Annotated in this window: 13 protein-coding genes; 2 read left to right on the top strand and 11 right to left on the bottom strand. The window is 56.3% G+C overall.

Annotated elements, in window-relative coordinates; all coding sequences use genetic code 11:
* Positions 1-465: 465 nt before the first annotated feature.
* Positions 466-1,659 carry a glycine C-acetyltransferase gene (locus tag C0U40_RS15295; RefSeq protein ID WP_101656685.1) on the top strand — a complete coding sequence of 398 codons (1,194 nt, stop codon included), beginning with the start codon at positions 466-468 and terminating at the stop codon, positions 1,657-1,659.
* The gene (tdh, locus tag C0U40_RS15290) at positions 1,656-2,693 is read left to right on the top strand and encodes an L-threonine 3-dehydrogenase (RefSeq protein ID WP_101656684.1); all 1,038 of its coding nucleotides are present in this window, start codon (positions 1,656-1,658) and stop codon (positions 2,691-2,693) included. Before C0U40_RS15295 ends, tdh begins: the two co-directional genes overlap by 4 nt.
* Before the next feature lie 181 nt (positions 2,694-2,874).
* Here the strand turns inward: tdh and C0U40_RS15285 are convergent, their stop codons facing one another.
* From C0U40_RS15285 to C0U40_RS15235, 11 genes are all read right to left on the bottom strand, one after another.
* Complete coding sequence (locus C0U40_RS15285) at positions 2,875-3,585, bottom strand: PP2C family protein-serine/threonine phosphatase (RefSeq protein ID WP_286135026.1); 711 nt, start codon at positions 3,583-3,585, stop codon at positions 2,875-2,877.
* 10 nt (positions 3,586-3,595) lie between these two features.
* The gene (tagF, locus tag C0U40_RS15280) at positions 3,596-4,168 is read right to left on the bottom strand and encodes a type VI secretion system-associated protein TagF (protein WP_180957724.1); all 573 of its coding nucleotides are present in this window, start codon (positions 4,166-4,168) and stop codon (positions 3,596-3,598) included.
* A gap of 1 nt (position 4,169) precedes the next feature.
* Positions 4,170-7,748, bottom strand: coding sequence for a type VI secretion system membrane subunit TssM (tssM, locus tag C0U40_RS15275; RefSeq protein WP_101656681.1), 3,579 nt, complete (start codon positions 7,746-7,748; stop codon positions 4,170-4,172).
* A complete protein-coding gene (tssL, locus tag C0U40_RS15270; protein ID WP_101656680.1) occupies positions 7,749-9,113 on the bottom strand; it encodes a type VI secretion system protein TssL, long form in 1,365 nt (454 codons plus the stop codon).
* A gap of 24 nt (positions 9,114-9,137) precedes the next feature.
* A complete protein-coding gene (tssK, locus tag C0U40_RS15265) occupies positions 9,138-10,478 on the bottom strand; it encodes a type VI secretion system baseplate subunit TssK (protein ID WP_101656679.1) in 1,341 nt (446 codons plus the stop codon).
* A gap of 14 nt (positions 10,479-10,492) precedes the next feature.
* A complete protein-coding gene (gene tssJ / locus C0U40_RS15260) occupies positions 10,493-10,933 on the bottom strand; it encodes a type VI secretion system lipoprotein TssJ (RefSeq protein ID WP_101656678.1) in 441 nt (146 codons plus the stop codon).
* 15 nt (positions 10,934-10,948) lie between these two features.
* Positions 10,949-12,547 (bottom strand): type VI secretion system-associated FHA domain protein TagH, encoded by a 1,599-nt coding sequence (gene tagH / locus C0U40_RS15255; RefSeq protein WP_101656677.1) that lies wholly within the window; start codon positions 12,545-12,547, stop codon positions 10,949-10,951.
* 19 nt (positions 12,548-12,566) lie between these two features.
* Positions 12,567-12,860: a PAAR domain-containing protein gene (locus tag C0U40_RS15250; protein WP_101656676.1), complete on the bottom strand. Its 294-nt coding sequence runs from the start codon at positions 12,858-12,860 to the stop codon at positions 12,567-12,569.
* A 69-nt stretch (positions 12,861-12,929) separates the two neighbouring features.
* The gene (locus C0U40_RS15245; RefSeq protein ID WP_101656675.1) at positions 12,930-13,526 is read right to left on the bottom strand and encodes a DUF6931 family protein; all 597 of its coding nucleotides are present in this window, start codon (positions 13,524-13,526) and stop codon (positions 12,930-12,932) included.
* Between the two features lie 11 nt (positions 13,527-13,537).
* A complete protein-coding gene (locus C0U40_RS15240) occupies positions 13,538-15,589 on the bottom strand; it encodes a type VI secretion system Vgr family protein (RefSeq protein WP_101656674.1) in 2,052 nt (683 codons plus the stop codon).
* 52 nt (positions 15,590-15,641) lie between these two features.
* Positions 15,642-18,098: type VI secretion system contractile sheath domain-containing protein (locus C0U40_RS15235; protein ID WP_180957723.1), on the bottom strand; the 2,457-nt coding region annotated here is incomplete at its 5' end.

Here is an 18,098-nt window from a genome sequence, read left to right as displayed (position 1 = left end):
CAAGAAACCCGATTGCGATACCTGATGCGAAGATGCTGGCAATAACCATTTTTGAACTCACTTACACTGAACTACTGAAATTCAGACAACTGCGCCTGATACTTGGATGAAGTGGTTATAACGCCAAAGTTTCGACATATTTGTTTCTAATTTCACACAAGTTTGTCCACAGAAAGTAAACGAAGCTTTAACAGAAACCCGTAGCCTATTGATACTTCGGAATTTTAAAAGAAATTGAAAGTTTAATTTTCAAGCCTGACCTACCTCCGGCACACGTCTCTCCCAGCTATATTCACGCCACAATATTGGCACAATCTGCTGTTGTCGGGCCGTCAACCCAATGATTTTTGAACCCAGCTCCAAAAGTGATTCCCTACCTCACCGCATCATCCAACTAAGAAAGACAGCCCGAATACTTCGTGTTACACCACTACTAAACAGGAAATGCAGCAGTGGAGCATGACTATGGCAGCATCAGACAGGTTTGACGAAACGCTCGAACAGGCGCTGGCGGAACTGAAAGATCAGGGCCTCTACAAAAGCGAACGGGTAATTACCTCACCACAATCCGGAGTAATCAATCTGGGTGACCGGCAAACCATTAATTTGTGCGCAAATAATTATCTGGGGCTGGCGGATAATCCGGAACTCGTTGAAGAGGCGAAAAAAGCGCTAAACGAATACGGTTACGGAATGGCGTCAGTCCGCTTCATTTGTGGCACGCAAGCCCCTCATAAAGCATTGGAAAAACGTATCTCGGATTTTCTGGGCATGGAGGATACGATCCTTTACGCAGCCTGTTTCGATGCAAATACCGGCCTGTTCGAAACCCTTCTCGGACCCGAAGACGCTATTATTTCCGATGCGTTGAACCACGCATCCATTATTGATGGTGTACGGCTCTGCAAAGCGCAGCGCTACCGCTATAAAAACTCCGACATGGCGGATCTGGAACGCCAGTTGATCGCAGCCAAAGACGCCCGCTTCCGGTTGATTGCCACAGACGGGGTTTTCTCAATGGACGGATTTGTTGCCAAACTGCCCGAAATTTGCGACCTCGCCGATAAATACGATGCACTGGTCATGGTGGATGACAGTCATTCGGTGGGGTTTATGGGCGAAAACGGACGCGGCACAGCCGAACATTGCGGTGTTGAAGGGCGGGTCGACATTATAACCGGAACGCTTGGCAAGGCACTGGGCGGTGCATCGGGTGGTTATACCGCAGCCAGCGCACGAATAGTGGATTGGCTGCGTCAGAGATCCCGCCCCTATCTGTTTTCCAACACGCTTGCGCCTGTGATCGCGCAGACCTCCATCGCCGTGTTTGACAAGCTGGCAGACGGCGGCGAGCTGCGGGCTCGACTGCGCCGCAATGCCGGCCACTTCCGCAACCGGATGGGCGCATTGGGGTTTGAACTGCTACCGGGCGATCATCCCATCATACCGGTCATGTTGCGAAACCCGAAACTGGCCAGCAAAATGGCTGCGCGCTTGGATCAGCTTGGTGTTTATGTCGCCGCTTTCAGTTTTCCGGTCGTTCCGCGGGAACAGGATCGTATTCGCACGCAGATGTCCGCTGCACACAGTATCGAGGACCTTGACCGTGCCATCGACGCATTCGAAACCGCCGGTCGTGAACTGGGAGTGATCAAATGAGCAACCAAATGCGCGCTTTGGTAAAATCCCGCGCTGAAACAGGGCTTTGGATGGAACATGTACCGATCCCCGAAATCGGGCGGCGCGATGTTCTGATTAAAGTTCGCAAGTCCGCCATCTGCGGAACCGATGTTCACATCTGGAACTGGGACGCGTGGAGTCAGAAAGCTGTTCCGGTGCCGATGGTAACGGGGCATGAATTTTGCGGCGAAATTGTTGAATTGGGCGCGGCAGTTACAAACCTGAAAATCGGCCAGAGAGTGAGCGGTGAGGGCCATATCGTCTGCGGCCACTGTCGCAATTGCCGTGCCGGCCGCGGGCATCTGTGCCGCAATACCAAAGGCGTAGGCGTCAATCATCCGGGCAGTTTCGCAGAATATATCGCCCTGCCCCAAGACAACGTAGTTCCCATTCCCGACGATATTCCGGACGAGATTGCTGCAATTTTCGATCCTTTTGGCAATGCGGTCCACACAGCCCTTTCATTTGATTGTGTGGGCGAGGATGTCCTTGTCACCGGTGCCGGACCTATTGGCATAATGGGTGCACTCGTTGCCCAGAAGGCCGGCGCACGAAAAACCGTGATCACGGATATCAATCCAATTCGCCTGAAACTGGCACAGGACATGGGCGTTCAATACACTGTTAACGCCGCGGAAGAATCCCTGCGCGATACAATGGCGCGGATCGGCATGACAGAAGGCTTTGATGTCGGACTGGAAATGTCCGGTGCGCCACCGGCTTTTCGCGATATGATCGACACGATGAACAACGGCGGCAAGATGGCAGTACTCGGGATCGCACCGGTCGGGTTCGAGATCGACTGGAACAAGGTGATCTTTAAAATGCTCCACATCAAGGGCATCTATGGTCGTGAAATGTTTGAGACATGGTACAAGATGATCGCGCTGGTTCAGGGCGGTCTGGATGTCTCCGGTTTGATCACCCACCGCATCGGGATCGATGCCTTTGAAGAAGGGTTTGCGGCCATGATAGACGGGTCTGCCGGTAAAGTGGTGATGGACTGGCCCTGAAAGCGCGTAAAACGCCCTGCGTGAAAATTTCAGCAGGGCGTCTCCATTTTCACGGCCATCGGCGTCCCCGCCTGTACCGTAGAAGGATCATAACCGCCGGTTTCTTTCCATTTTCTTAAAATATCCTCGCCGAAGGCGAAATTTCTGCGCTCCGCGCGGGGATATTTGTCGAAAATGGAACCTACCACGGCACCTCGACCACGATTACGGTCACATTGTCCCGCCCGCCACCATCCAGAGCCCCCTGTACCAGCCGGTCGGCAATCCCTTCCATCGGGTCATTGGCAAGCACGCTGAAGATATCCGCCTCTTCCATATACCCGCTTAACCCGTCAGAGCATAACAGGAACCGGTCTCCGGGCTCGTACTGGCCGCGGATCTTGGCAACTTCTGGCACTTCTCCGACCCCGATCGCGCGCGTGATGACATTGCCATGGGGGTGGCGTTCGGCTTCTTCGCGGGTCAGCTTGCCTTCTTCCACCCACTCATTCACCAGAGAATGATCCGAGGACAACTGACGCACGGCTCCGTCCCGGCAATGGTACAGCCTGCTGTCACCGACCCACAAGCAGACGAAATAGTCCTGTCGCAGGATCAACGAGAGCGCTGTGGAGCCCATAGTGCCCCCTTCACGCAGTTCGGCTTCGTTTTGAATGGTTTGATGTGCCGAATGGAACGCATCGCGAACCGCCTGCATCAGTTCGCCCCCCTGAAGCGCGTCCGGAATAGCCCTGATCGCCGCCACAATGGTCTGGCTGGCGAAATCGCCGCCCGCATGCCCCCCCATGCCGTCCGCAACAGTCCACAGCCCGAGGTTCTCCCGGCTGATCATACTGTCTTCGTTCAGGTCGCGCACAAGTCCTACATGGGTGGCCGCGTCAGTGCGGAACATTGGTCCCTGTTCAAACATCCTGTTGCCCCCGATCCGGTGAAAGAAGCTCTTCAAAACGCGCAGGCTCCGGTAACCCGTCAAAGCGGCGTGTATCCCGTCTCGCAGCGCCGCCAAAGAAGGTGGAAAGCCAGTAGGATTGCCTGCTCATACTGCCCGAGGCCGGCGCTGTACTGAAATCTACCCCTTCAAGCCTTCGGACCAGTTCACCCTTGTCGATCTGCGCATCCAGACAGGCCAGCGCGATGTTTTCGAGCTCCGTCATTAAAGGATCATCGTCGAGCAATTCAGGCACGGCCGGATTTGCCAGCGGATGAAACAGTGTCAGGGGAAAGCGGCGACCGACACGATCCTGGCTGGGCATCAGAACACCCGTCACGGCCTGCCCCCCACAAATGTCCGGTTCCAGAAGAAACCGCCAGATCGGAGAATTTTGATAGGCCGCATCCCAGTCTCCTTTGAGACGACGACGGCTTTCCTCCAGCCCCTGTTGCAAAAAACCATCCCATCCGTTGATGAAGGATACATTACCGCGGGAGCGGATGAAATCGCCGTGGGCGGGGATTTTGCCAAAAAAACCGAACACGTCAGAGCGAATTGGGGCAGCGAAACAGCCGCACCGCCTTGGAAGAGAACGGGTTGATCGCAGAACCGGCCCGCATCTGGAATACGGCGATGCGCCCGCCCACATTGAACACAATGCGGGTCTGATCGGCTACATTGGTGCGGCGGATCTCCGAACTGTCAAGCAGACGGAACCACCCCCAAGGCCCGTCCATCTGGCGCTGGTTTCTGCGTCCTTCGATTGACGGACTGAAGGTGACAGACGTGCTGCCGCCCTGCGGCCACTTCAGAGATGTCGTCTGTTGCGGACCGTGGGCATAGTTCAGGGGCTGCCCGTCGATCAGCAGAGTCACCTCCTGTGCGTTCGGGTCGAGCGCGATAGGTTTGAGATCAAAGGTAATTGACGGCAGGCCAGGCGCAAGGAAATAGGCATCCCTGATTTCGGCAGCCAGTTCAAACTGTTGCAGTACACTGTCTGAAATCCCGAGATCCTTACCCGTGGTCCGTTTGAACTTCCAAGGGCGCGAGGATACGTCCACATGCTCTGCCAGATGGGTGGTAAAGAATGTATCGATCAACCCTTGAGGTGCAAACAGGCGGGCAAAATCCTGTATGCCCACCTCTGCGCGGGATTTTCTGTTAAATGGATAGCGGTTGTCCAAAGCTTGCTTGCAGAATGGCAGGACTTGTGCCTGCCACTGGTTGTTCAGCTTGGAGCGCTGCCCGCCCGCTGCAGCCCCCGAGGCGGATTCGATTATCTGGGTGGACCAGCGTTTGATCGGGCCATCCATCGGCACGATAGCTTCCTGCAAACGCTGTACCGCCTCTCCCTGCCCCGTCACTGTGCCCCCGACCGACAGGCGGTTCAGCTCCTGATAGACCGCGACGTAGAGTTCCATGATGCGGTTGATATCGCCCGGTGTATTCTCGTCCAGACCTTTGACGAAGGTGTGCAGGCTGTTAAACCGATCCTGTACCTGCTGGCCGGGCTTGGGCGGGGCTGCACCATCCACGGTAGCCGCAGACTGCAGCACAGCCAGCAACCGCTGCGTGCGTACGCCAAGCCCTTCCAGTGCAAGTGCGCTGCCTTCCTCACTGAATCCGCTGGCCACGCCCTCTACAACCTCATTTGCACGCCGTTCAGCCAACCGCGTTTGTTCCGCCACCTGATTCATGATTTTGAACACAGGCGAGGACGGGCCGGACAGAAGGTTCAATGTTTTCACAGTCTGGGACATGGATGACATCGGCGCAATATCCACATCGCCTAAAATCGTTTCCCAGGCGATGATGTAGTCGGCGTAATAAAGGTCGAGTACATCCCGCGCGATCAGCGCCAGCGCATTTGTATCGCTCAGATCTTCTGCGCGGGGGCCAAGAACCCAGTTATCCTTTTTGATCTGTTCGGCCACATCAAGGGCGGCGGGAAGGAAGACGTTATAAAAACCGTCATAGGTATAGATCCCCTCCACACCGCTTGACAGGGGCAGACCGGACGGGCGGACCATAACCTGATTGGTCGCGGCACCACCCGCCACAAGCAGGGTCCAGTCCGGAAGCGCCTTGGCCTCCGGCCCTTCCACGATGGTACGATAAGCCCGCGCCGCCACCGGAGTTTCTGACAGAATGCCCTGCACCTGTTCCACCAACGGACCGTCCAGCGGGATAGAGATCATGGGCTGGTTGATCATATTTGTCAGATGGGTCACAAGCGCCGTTTGCGAAGCTGCGTCAGGTTCACCGGCAAATTCATTGGCCCATTCCAGGGTAAACCACTGCAACACCAGATCACGGTCCATTGGTCCTTGCTGGCCAAGCATCATATACACCTTCAGCGCCTCAAACAGCAGGGTTTCATTGTTCAGATTGGACTGGATCAGCTCCTCCATCCGCAGCAGCAGACGGGGCAGGAGTTTCTGGTTCAGGGCTGCGCGATAGGTTTGCGCCGCTTCCGTCCCCACTGCATCCCCCTGATACAGACCATAGGTCAGACTGCGCGGCGGCAGCGGATCGGTCTGGGACGGGTTGCCCGGCATCGCCAGCAGAATATCCAGCGGTTCAACAAGCTGGCGCACATCCGTATCGGCAATCGGGTTCCCCGGCACATCGGCGACTTTTGAGGAATAAAGTTCGATCTGCGTTTTTGCATCTGCCACCAACTGCCGGTTTCCCAGAAAGCTGTTGGTCCAAAGCCCCACAACACCAAGGGTCAGCAGCACCGCGGCGACCACTGTCCCCCGAACGATCCAGCGGTAGCGGCGCTCCACCTTATCGTCGACCGAGACAAGACCGGCTTCCGGAAAGATCACCTTATCCAGCAGATTGCGCAGGAAATAGCTGCGTCCTGCGCCCTGCCCTGACCCGAGTGCCTGACGCCCCAGACCAAAGGTCCGTGCCATGCCGCCCATCAGCCGGTCGATCGGCGTGCCTTCCTGTGTACCGGAAGAGAAATACACCCCGCGCACCAGTTGAGTCTGTGAAAATTTGCTGTCGAGAAAAATCTCCGACAGGAACTCCCGCACCACCGGACGCAGGCTGGCCACCTGCTGGGGAAAACCGGCAATCATGGAACGACGCTGGGGATCGGAAACCTGTGCCATCCGGTCCAGTGACAAATCGTTCAGATGGGCCAGCATGGTTTCAAACTGCGCATCAAATCCATCCAGCGGCTTGCGCTTGTCCTTGGGGCCTTCCATCGGATAGGTGAAACCCCAAACCTGTTCGCGGGCCTCTTTGCCCAAGTTCTCAAAAAACTCTGTGAAACCAACGAGAAGATCTGCTTTTGTCAGCAGGATATAAACCGGAAAACGCACCCCGAGTTTTTCGCGCAACTCAGTCAGACGCAGCCGGATTGCGGTGGCGTATTCCTTACGTTGTGCTTCGTTTTGCACCGCAATATCGGACAGGGAAATCGCAACTATCGCCCCGTTGATCGGCTGGCGTTTGCGAAATTTCTTTAACATGTTCAAAAAGCCGTTCCACGCGCGACTGTCGGCCTCTGCATCGCTGTCCTGCGTGGTGTAGCGGCCGGCCGTGTCAATCAGAACCGCCTCATCCGTGAACCACCAGTCACAATTGCGCGTGCCCCCGATACCGCCAATCGCCTGCATCCCCATTTTTTCGGCCAGTGGGAATTTCAGACCCGAATTAACAATCGCTGTGGTTTTGCCCGCTCCCGGTGGCCCGATCATCAGATACCACGGCAGTTGATAGAGCTTCTGGCTGCGCCCGCGCCCGCCCAGTTTGGATTTGCGCAGGGTTTTGAGCGCGTCGCGCATCCGGTTGCGCATTTCCGCCATTTCGGCTTTGACGGCTTCATCCTGTTCTTCCGCAGGATCGTCCTCCACCTCGACGATCTCGTCTGCCATCTTACCTTCGCGGCGTGCCCGCAACAGAGCCAGAAGCAGCATTAGGAACAGGGTAAAGACAAAAATGATACCGATGGCGATCAGTCTGGCCGTTACCGTTTCCAGTGGAAAGCTGCCACCAATCCCGAGAATTGGCCCGAGAAACCAGACCGACGCCATCAACAGGCCCGCTACAATAGCGAGAATGCCATTGGTGTGGAAAATCCACTGAAATATCCGCCGGAAAACCGCCATCTAGTTGTTCTCTCTCATCAAAATTACTTCGATCCGCCGGTTTTCCGCCCGTCCCTCCCGGGTGCCGTTATCGGCAATCGGCTCTTTGTCGGACCGTCCTTCAGCAGACATACGTGCAGGATCGTTCAAAGTGCCGGCAATGGATTGCATCACTTTTTCCGCACGTTTCAGCGACAGATGCAGATTGGACGGAAACCGTGCGGTCTTGATCGGAATGTTATCGGAATGACCCGCAATGATGATCTTTCCGGGTTCTTCATTCAAGGCTTCGGCGATCCGGTTCATAATCGGTTCAAACCGGTCTACCAATGTGTCCGAGGCCGGCTGGAACATACCCGAACCCTTGATCCGGACAGTTACTGTATTGGCATCGTCAAATACGGTGACAAGCTGCTCCTCAATCTCTTTTTCCAGAAATTTGGCCACACGCTCCTTCTGGCCGCTTTCCACAGGTGGAGGGGCCGGTGGCGGTGGTGCCTGCCGTTTCAGTTCTACCTGTTCCCGCGCGCCTAATGCCGCAAGCTGGCCTTGCAGTCGCTCCGTATCCCCCGACAGCGCCCAAGCCAGACCGACATAGGACAGACCCAGAACCACCGTCATCAGGCCAAAGATCAGCCATGCAGGCATCCAGGCGCTGAGCGGTTTGTGTGGCAATTTCAATCCTTTCCACACCGGCGCGACCTCCGGCTCCAGTGGTCCCCGCTGGGCGCGGATCAAGCTGGCGAGCCCTGCGCGAATGGTTGCATGTTTCTCCGCGCCCCGATCCTCGACGCGCAAGCGCCCTTCAAAGCCGAGAGAGAGGCACATAAAAATGAACTCTAGGAGAAGAAGGTTAACGGTCGGTTCCTTTTCCAGCCGAGCCAGCAGTTCGTAAAAGCGGTCACCGCCATGGGTTTCCTTGTGGAACGTACCGACCATAGACTGCTGCGCCCAGATAGATCGCCCGCCCCAAGGCGTGTTCAGCACCACGTCATCGATGGTGGCGCAGATCGCGTAACGCGCGATTTTAACCTGTTGTGCCGGAACTTGCGCCTGCAAGGCTGTGGTTTCGAAGGTCTGTATCTGTTGCACGACCGCGTTGCGCAGCGCAGTCGGATCATTGTGCTGGGCGCGGTTGCGGATACGCCCAACAAGAGAGAACAGTGGCGCTGCGGCGGCGTTTAACGGGTTCAGGCCGGAACGCGCCGCATTTATATCAACCGGTGCCGCCTGTTGCGTAGGCGTCGCAGCCACCGGCGGCGGGCTTGGCTCTGGTGCTGGTGCCGCGGGCGTAGCAGGTGCGGCGGGAGAGCGACCGCCCGGATTGAGGTTCACAACCGTTTTCTCGGTGTCCCCCGGTTCCGCAAAAGGATCGTCTTTGTTCACCCTAGCACCTCGTTTTCAAGCGGCTCATCCGTTGCGGATCGCCCATAATTCCATTTCCAGTCCCGGAAATTCCCCGGCCACATGCACTGCCAGCCCACCCGAGGTGCGCATCTTTTTCCAGTACTCGCTGTCCGGATCGAGTTCGAAATACACCACCCCCGCATGGTAAGGGATCTGGCGCGGTGCCACCGGCAAGGGGCGCAGGCCGATCCCCGGCAACGCGGAATTCACCAGCTGCCGGATATCCTCCACCGGTCCCAGCTTGGCTTGTGTCGGCATATGGCGGCGGATGTTTTCGGCGGCGGTTTCCGCCTTACAAGCCAGCACCATCTGCGTATCGCTGAGCAGCCGTTTGTCCGCGATCACGCCGACAGAAACGCCGTATTTGCGCGGTTGCAGCGGGATCGACACCGCCGTTTGCTCCAGAACTGCGGACAGATACTGGCGCAGCGTGCGGATTAGCGGCTGGAAGGTCTCTGTCAGACTGTCGTGACGGTAAGGAGGAAACTCCGGAGGGCGTTTTTCCGGCGCCATGAATGTCGCCAGTTCGCCAGCCAGCCCTACAAGCAGCATGAACAGCCCGCAAGGATGGGTATTTTCCACCAGCCCCAGATGGCGGATTTGCGGAAGGTAGCGATTCACTGTGATCAACAACAGGTAATCAGACAGCTCTGCCACACCTTTGGCGGGCCCGTTGTCCGCCAGACGCCCCGAAAGCGCTTCGCAACGGTGGCCGAGCAGCCCTTCGATTTCTCTCAGAAACTCGGTCAGCGGCTTTGCTGCCCGCTGGTCCAGAACTGTCGGTATAAAAGAGCGATCCAGCAGGATTTCCCCGTCCGATCGCACCTCGATCACCTTGGCGATCGGGATGACAAGCTGGTCTTCCAGATCATCCAGATCAAGGGCGAATTGCAATCGCAGCTTGCCCACGCCAATGGTCGTCGCCTTGCGATCCCGCCCGACGGCATTGGTCACGTCGACCTCTGCGGGTTGGTAGCGCGATGCGGAGTTTTCGTGAAATTCCAGTTCCACCTCTACCGCACCGTGACGCCGTGTCGGGATTGCCAGATAAACCACGGAATCCTTAACCGTCGTGGGAACCTCCATCGCGGGCGGAAGGTCATCCACCGCCGGAATGCGAAAGCTGGTGCCGTCCGGTGTGATCCCGTCACAGGATTTGATGGCGAATTTACCCAGCCTTAACAATTCGTCATCTATGGTCAGCTCGCGCAGCCCCCAGACATAGGGCGCAGCCCCCCGCGATACACCCGCAATCTGGCTTTCCAGATAGCGGTCATTCTGCTGGAAGTGATGGGGCTGCAAGAACAACCCTTCGGACCAGATGACTTTACTTTCCCAAGACACGTAGCGCGTCCTTCCTATTTAGAGATATTCACGCTGTTTGCGCCGAGCGAGATCGTCAACGCATTGACCTTCCCACTGGCCAAAGCCGTTGTGGTGCGCCATTTTGCAGTTGAAATCGCCTTGAACCCTACAACTACGCCAAGGGCAGCAGGGCCTTCGCCTTCAAAGGCCGCGGATACATTCTTGGTTTGTCCGGGAGACAAGAGGACAGATTGCGTACGCACCAGATCTGCACCAAGCACCGCTTCGGGGCTGCCCGCAAGCGAGGCATAATCCGCACCGTTAAACTTCGAGGTCGAGTTCAGATAGTAGATCGTCGCCTTGACCGGCAGTCCGCCGTTTACTCCTGCGCTGGCGGTGATGTTCATGGCAACTTCGGTCGGTGATGGCGTACAAGCTGCCATTAACCCGGCTACGACCAGAGACAGGCCCGTAAGCTTGAATTTCGCTAACATAATTCCAGTCCTTTCCTAATTCGATTTCAGTTTCTGCAATTGATCCTTGTAGGCTTTGGCAAATTCCTTGCCGAACAAGGTGTTAAAATCTTCTTCTGCGTCTTCGGACAGTTGTTTGTAGAGTTTTTCAAATACATCCCAGTATTGCGCTTTTTTACCTTTGAGCAAGCCTCCCAATCGGCCGCTGTCCTCTATTCGGGTTGCAAGTTCCGCCGGATCGAACCGCGACAGCAGGGTTTTTATCGCGCTTTCCATGCCTGACATCATCGCCACCTCATGGGCCTTGATGTCCATCATCGCTTCGGCGGCGGCTTTGTCAGCGGCCTGATACCCTGCAACGGTCGGCTTGATCATCGCTTCAACCGCCTGCTGACCGGAGATGGAAAACTTGATCGGGTTGTTACCATCCGGCGAAATCATGGTCTGGCCCAGCCGCAATTCGTCCTTGATCGAGGCCCGCGCCATCAAAACTTCCCGCGCGCCTTCGACAAGGGTGCGGAATGCGATACCTGTACGTTCCATGATCGGGCCGAGTTCAATGTCATCAATCCGGCTGTGATCTACGCCTGCGGCGCTCAGAAACTGTCGTGCCAGCGCAGCGTCACTGCCGGAGACAGGGCCGTCAGCAGGCTCGGGCACAGCAACTGGCGCAGGCTCCGCTGGTGGGTCCGGTTGCGGCTCGGCCTGTTCCTCCGGCTGGATATCCGGTTCTGACGACGCCTGCGGGGCAGGTTCCAACGGGCCGCCGAGCAATTCGTCTATCGGATCAGCACCGCTGGAGTTTTCCACAATTTCCGGCTTGTCCGGAGCGGCCTGAGGGTCCGGTATGGTGAACGGCTCGGAAGAAAACGTTGTCTCCGGTATCAACCCGCCCCCCGCAGGCGCAGGAGATGTTGGCGTGCTTGCATTTGGCGGCCCTCCCATCGGTTCGGGTTTCGCGCCCAACAGATCGTCTTCCCAATTATCGGGAATAGAGGGCGCGGTGCTGTTGGAATGGAAGAAATCATGTCCGGGCCCTGAGTGATCCGGAACACTCGCGCCGCCTTCGCGGTCAGGGTTGGGGGCCACGTCAAGAAAATCGTCAATGGTGTTATCGGGATCATCTGACAGTTCCGGCGTTTTCATATTCATTGCATTCGGCGGCGCTTCCCCCAGAAGATCATCGAGAAAATCTCCGCCGTCATTGTCCAGACTGCCGACCTCTGCCAACGTATCGAGCGTCGGAGCCCTATCCTCTACAATCGGTTCTTCCCCCAGCGGGGGAGGCAGATCGTCGAATGGATCAGAAGAGGCACTGGCCGTGGCAATCACGACCTGCATTTCATAAGGTCCGATCCGCAAAACATCCCCGTCATTCAAGGGCGTCGGAAAATCCCCGAGCGGTTCGGTTTCGCCATTGAGGAAAGTGCCGTTTGTAGAGGTATCGACGATCACGTAATCCCCTGCCCTTTCCTGCACCACCGCATGAGAAGAGGAAATCTCGCGGGTGGGATCGGGCAGAACCACGTTATTGGTCTCGGACCGCCCGATGGTTAACGCGCCGCCGATCAAGGGAAAGGCGGTTTCACGGCCCGGCTGGGCACCACTGGACAGAATTTGCAGCGTGAGGGTCATAAATATCGGCTGAGCTCCGTCACGAGATTAAAACTGTTGGACAGCCCGGTGCGGTAATTACACCACCGTGAGCTGTAGAATCTGTCAGACGGGCGGCAGGTCTGTTGCCTATAAAGCAAGAGATGGAGCCTTTGACGATCACGTCAGGTGGCCCGACACAGGTGCACATCGTCCCGACATTCGCGGCTGGCAGGTTGCCGATCAGCACATTCGGCTGGCCCGGTGGCAGAACGGGCCCACCGACATGCGGCACGACACCCGTCACCAAAGGGCAGACGTGAAGATCGGTTACTCGGGCAGCAGGCAGGCTCATCGGGCTGGCTCCTCACTTTTGCTGATCATTATAAGTATTTTCATGAATTTCTCCATCTTTATAGCGCTGTCACGAATGTTTTTCCCCTGTGCCACCGGAGGCGATATCGACTGAGAGAGCGACCAGATCCTGCCAGTTCGCTTCTGCCTGTTCCATGTCCTCTTCCCGTAGCGCAGCGCTCAGCAACACTGCGAACACCAGTGTCGGAGTAGCCGTTGGAGGGCTTTTCACTTCGTCTTCCAGCCCCTTAACGATGCCGTGAAACGCGGCATCTGCCGCCATCAGTGTTGGATCTTCCTGATCGGCCTTTTCGATCGCCTGCTGTACGGCAGCACGGGTTTTCGTGTCTGGTTTATAGACCCAAGCCCGCGCGGTTTGCAGTGTATTTGGCGGTTCTGCCCCTTCAGGCACCATTCGTTCTGCTGCATGGCAAGCTAGCCAGACGGACTCCCGCACTGGGAGCCCGTGCGCCATCACGTGGAGGAATGACGGAACCGCCCGTGCATCGTATAAGGCAGCCAGCCCATCCTTTAATGGTGTCTCAGGAGCAATTCCCAAATCCGGATCGATCTTGATTTTGTTTTCGCGGCAGAACGGCCCGAAAGCAACGTCGGGAATTTTTTTCAAACCGCTGAAATCTACAGCACTGCTTGACGCTTTGTCCATTACATCGCCCCCTAATTGATTTTAACCAATGCACCCGCCAGTTTGATCATACTCCCCGCGACATCAACCACGCTCCCAGCAACCTTAACCTGACTACCTTGGATTTTGATCTGTGAGGAGGTCAGCTTGATTGCGCTTGGCGTTAGTTCAACTGTCGATCCCCCGCAAACCAGCTTGATCGAGGAATCCGCTTTCAGAGTGATCGAGCTTGAGGCGGTCAGCGTAGCTGAAGACGACGTGGTCATATCAATATTACCATCCACCGTCAGTGTATCGTCGGATGTAATGGTTGTCGTGCGCCCTCCGGTTTCCACGGCCAACGTATAATCCCCGTCACTGACTGTTTTGCTGAAATTGGTCTGAACAGTTTCGGTTAGATTGCCCTCGCCGCTTTCGACGCCGTATTTCCGTGTGGTATCGCGCCAGACCGACTGGGTATAATCCCCGTCCGGTTTATCCGCGCAACCGATCTTTACATCCGCACTGTTTTTGATGATCTGGGTGTAATCCCGCTCGGACTGCATACGTATGTATTCTTCGTCCTTTTTCTCTTCCATGACAAATTCATGCTTGGCGTTTGTGTCCTCGTTCTGGTGGGTATCGCTAACAAGACCGATCTGGGTTTTGTTGTCAGGCAAGGAAAACGGCGTGGTTTGCTGATCGTTATACACACTGCCCACGATCAAAGGCCGATCCGGATCACCTTCAAGAAACTGGACAACCACCTCTTGTCCGATGCGCGGAATATGGATCATCCCCCAGCCTTTTCCGGCAATTGGCGTGGCAACCCTGATAAAACAGGAGGATTTTTCGTCGGTTTTTCCTCCACGATCCCAGAAAAACTGAACTTTCACGCGTCCGTGCTCGTCGGTGTAGATTTCATCCCCGCTTGGGCCAACCACTACAGCCGTCTGGACGCCGTGAATGACAGGCCAGGGAATTGTAGACACCGGTACATACGCGATTTTTGCATCCTGCGCGGTTAGCTCGATAGTTTGGGATTCAATCAGCGCCAGCGGGTCGTGTTTCCCACTGCGGGACATTTCACGTTTTTCGTCTGTCCGTTCAATGCGCAGCTTCTGCTCCAGCGTCAGAACCAGATATTCTTTGTTTTGGGCGCGGGCAGGATGCTCTTTCAACGTGAACTTTGCTGCCGGTGTCATGGCTTTGACAATTCCCTGCCCCCACACGCGATTCTTGCCCGCTATGATCGCTTCCATCCGCCGACGGGCCCGTTTGGTACCATCTGCACCGACGTTGAACCGGCCCGGATAATCGAACACTTCAAGTTTCTCGGCTTCGTGCTTGCGGGTCCCCGTCAATTTGGTTTTCGATTTGGTAAAATCGTAATCATCCAGAGTGACTTTATCCGTATCGACGCGGTAGCCATCCTTCCAGTTGTCGATGTAATCGATCTCAGAGCGTTGGCCCGCTTCCTTGTCGATCATTTCGATCTCCGGATCCCCGTCAATCGGTGGCAGAGCAGCACTGTCATCCCTTATTGTCAGCTGGTCCTTGCCGGAACTGTAATCAAAGTAGAAGAACCTACCTTCTTCCTCCAAAAGGCGGCGGATGAAGTTCCAGTCACTTTCGCGGTATTGCACACAGTATTCCCGCACCGGCGGTGTTTCACTGACAACCCAGCGGTGATCACTAAAACCGGCATCGCGCAGCACCGCCTTGATGATTTCATCAGCGGTCAACTCCTGAAAAATCCGGCAGTTCGCATTGCGGGTCAGCAACCACGGCCAGGCCCGCAGGCGTACCTTGTAGTGGGCATAGGTTCCAAACCCCATACCCGCAGACATGCCAAGAAACGTACACTCGACACAGGTGCCCAACCACTTGCGCACACCGGATTCCAAATCCATTTCGATGGTGAAGGACTTCGCCAGAAAATCCCTGCTTTCAAGATCGGGTTTCTCTGCAAGAAACTCTACCGTGAAATCGCTCAACCGGTCGATGCCCTCGCTGATGTCAGCCGAAAGCATGTAAAGATCGCAGGGCTGGCCTTCGCAAGTCACCCTTTGCGAACGGCCTTCAAGCGGCAGTGGGTCGGCCATTTTAATCTCCTTTCCGGCAGAAGCACTCAGGTGCCCGCCGGTGCATTTTCAATCAGAGATCCGCCAGCAAGGCTGCCAGATCTTCATCCATATCTTCGTCATCACCATCATTAGCGCTGTCATCATCATCGTCGTCAAAACCCGACAGCAGGTCATCAAGATCTCCGTCATCCCCGAGATCCAAATCAAGGGCGTCATCATCATCGTCGCCGTCCAGATCAATTCCGAGGTCGAAATCGTCATCGTCACCTCCAAGATCCAAATCGTCGTCGCCCCCGAAGCCGAAACCATCATCATCGTCGGCACTTTCGCCATCATCTTCTTCGACACCGTCTCCGCCCGCATCTGCTGGCGGGGCTTTGGCCAGACCTGCGCCCAATGCGACACCGGTTCGGGGCTGAATTTTTCCCGATTGCAGCAGTTTTGCTTCCTCACCGGACCACAGGCCCAGCAACTTGCCCCCGCCAAGCCCGTTAAAAGAACCAAGCCGCACCACGTTCTGCCCCTGAATGGAAAGAACCGGAAGATAGCCGCGCTGTACGGTTTCGGTTGCCATGCGCACGTTTATCAGACGTTCGGTTGACGGCAGCGCCACCTGATCGCCGTACTGGTCCTGCATGTAATGGAACGGCATATCGTCCAGCGTCATAATAGATCCAAGCGACATCTCTGCCCCCTGCTGCGCCAGTGTCTGCGCCAGCAGGATCGCCACCAGCGCCGCAGGATTGCCCATCAGCAGGGAACGCATTCCTTCGCGGGTGTTGAATTCCTCATAGGCGAAAGGCTCTACCGGATCGGTCTTTTTGCCGTAGGGCATCCGCAACAGAAAACGTGGCGTAGCCAGTGCGATGTACTTTGCTTCGGGTGTTTCGCGCAGGGCCGCCCATGTTTTTGCAATAAGCGGGTGCAGGTCTTCGGCCTTGGTTTGCAGATACCCCGCCCCCATCGCCGCGATAAATGGCGCGTCCATCTGCGCACTGATCTTGGACATCCGCGCCAGCAGTTCTGCATGAGGAGGCGTTTCCTCGAATGTGTATAGCCCCAGTACAGCGGCAAGCGGCCCCTGATCCTCGCTCAGACGCGGGCGTTCCACCAGCATATCATAAAGCGCACTCTCCCCCAGATCTTCATGGGCGGCGAGATCGGCGGCAAATTCCTCTACCGCCACGTCGTAAAGCACCAGTTCCAGATGGCTGCCTGTTTCTATCCGCCGCGCCAGCATGTCGAGCGTGCGCCAGTTGGCCTCCACCGCCTGAAAGTCGGGGTGGTGCAGGATAGAGGACATCGCCGCGCCCAGCGCCTGATCAACAGCGGCCAAAAGGGAGTCCTGGCCGGCATCGGGTGCCGCCACCACAAAAGGTGCAACGATCCGCTGGATCATGTCGTCTATTGCGGTGGCCTCTGGTTTCGGCGCAGCTTCGGCCCCGATCAGCGCGGCAAATTCGCTGACCTGCAGGGACGCATTTGCTGCTGCCCCCTTGGCCCGCCCTTTGCGCGCCAGTTTGAAATCACCGAATTCCACGCCCCATTCGCGTAGTTTGGCAGCCAGCGCTTCCAGATTGCTGCCCCGCTTGATCTGGCTGCGCAATCCCGAGAGTTCGGCAAACAGCTCTACATTGTCGTAGAGTTCGTCGGGATGCAGATCGTCGATCTCTCCCAGTTCCACCTCGATAGCGGATCCGTCGCGGCCCACAGGCAACGTCAGAGTTGTCGCAAATCGAGAAATAACGTCTTCGACCGTATCGATGTCAAACTTGATCGCCTTACGTGAGGCAAGATCGGCACCACCTTGTAACGCTCCGTTATTGGCCCGGCCCGAAAAATCTCCGAGGATAGCTATCCGCATCTTGCGCCGGTCCCCCGGCTTGATTTCCGGTTTCGGGGCGGTCATCTTGCCAAAAGCCGGATTGTAAGGCGCCTTCGCGGCTGTCGCCTCTGCCTCCATGTCGCTCGCCTCCCCTTCCGTTTCCAATTCCTCGCCGTCATCCGCCAGCAGGTCTTCAAGGTCTGTGTCGTCATCGACATCCGCCAGTAAATCGTCGAGGTCAGTATCGTCCTCTTCTCCCGCCAACAGGTCATCAAGGTCGGTATCGTCCTCTTCTCCCGCCAGCATTTCATCGAGGTCAGTGTCGTCCTCATTCTCCGCCAACAGGTCATCAAGGTCGGTATCGCTCTGTTCTTCCGCCAACAGATCGTCGAGGTCAGCGTCACCCTCATCTTCCGCCAACAGATCATCGAGGTCAGTGTCGTCCTCATCCTCCGCCAGTAGATCGTCGAGGTCAGTGTCACCCTCACCTTCCGCCAGCAGCTCATCGAGGTCGGTACTGTCCTCTTCTCCCGCTAACAGATCGTCGAGGTCGGTTTCACCCTCATCATCGCCGACATCACTGCCCAAATCAGTGTCTTGCGTCACACCTGCCAGCAATTCTTCAACATCGTCTTCCTCTTCGTCGTCGGGCAATTCTTCAGCCATATCCGACAACAGGCTATCGACAGAGGTACCCTCGTC

This window comes from Neptunicoccus cionae, from assembly GCF_002860325.1.
Taxonomy (GTDB): domain Bacteria; phylum Pseudomonadota; class Alphaproteobacteria; order Rhodobacterales; family Rhodobacteraceae; genus Amylibacter; species Amylibacter lutimaris.
The sequence above is the reverse complement of the archived record's forward strand: the minus strand, read 5'-3'. Positions and strand labels throughout refer to the sequence as shown.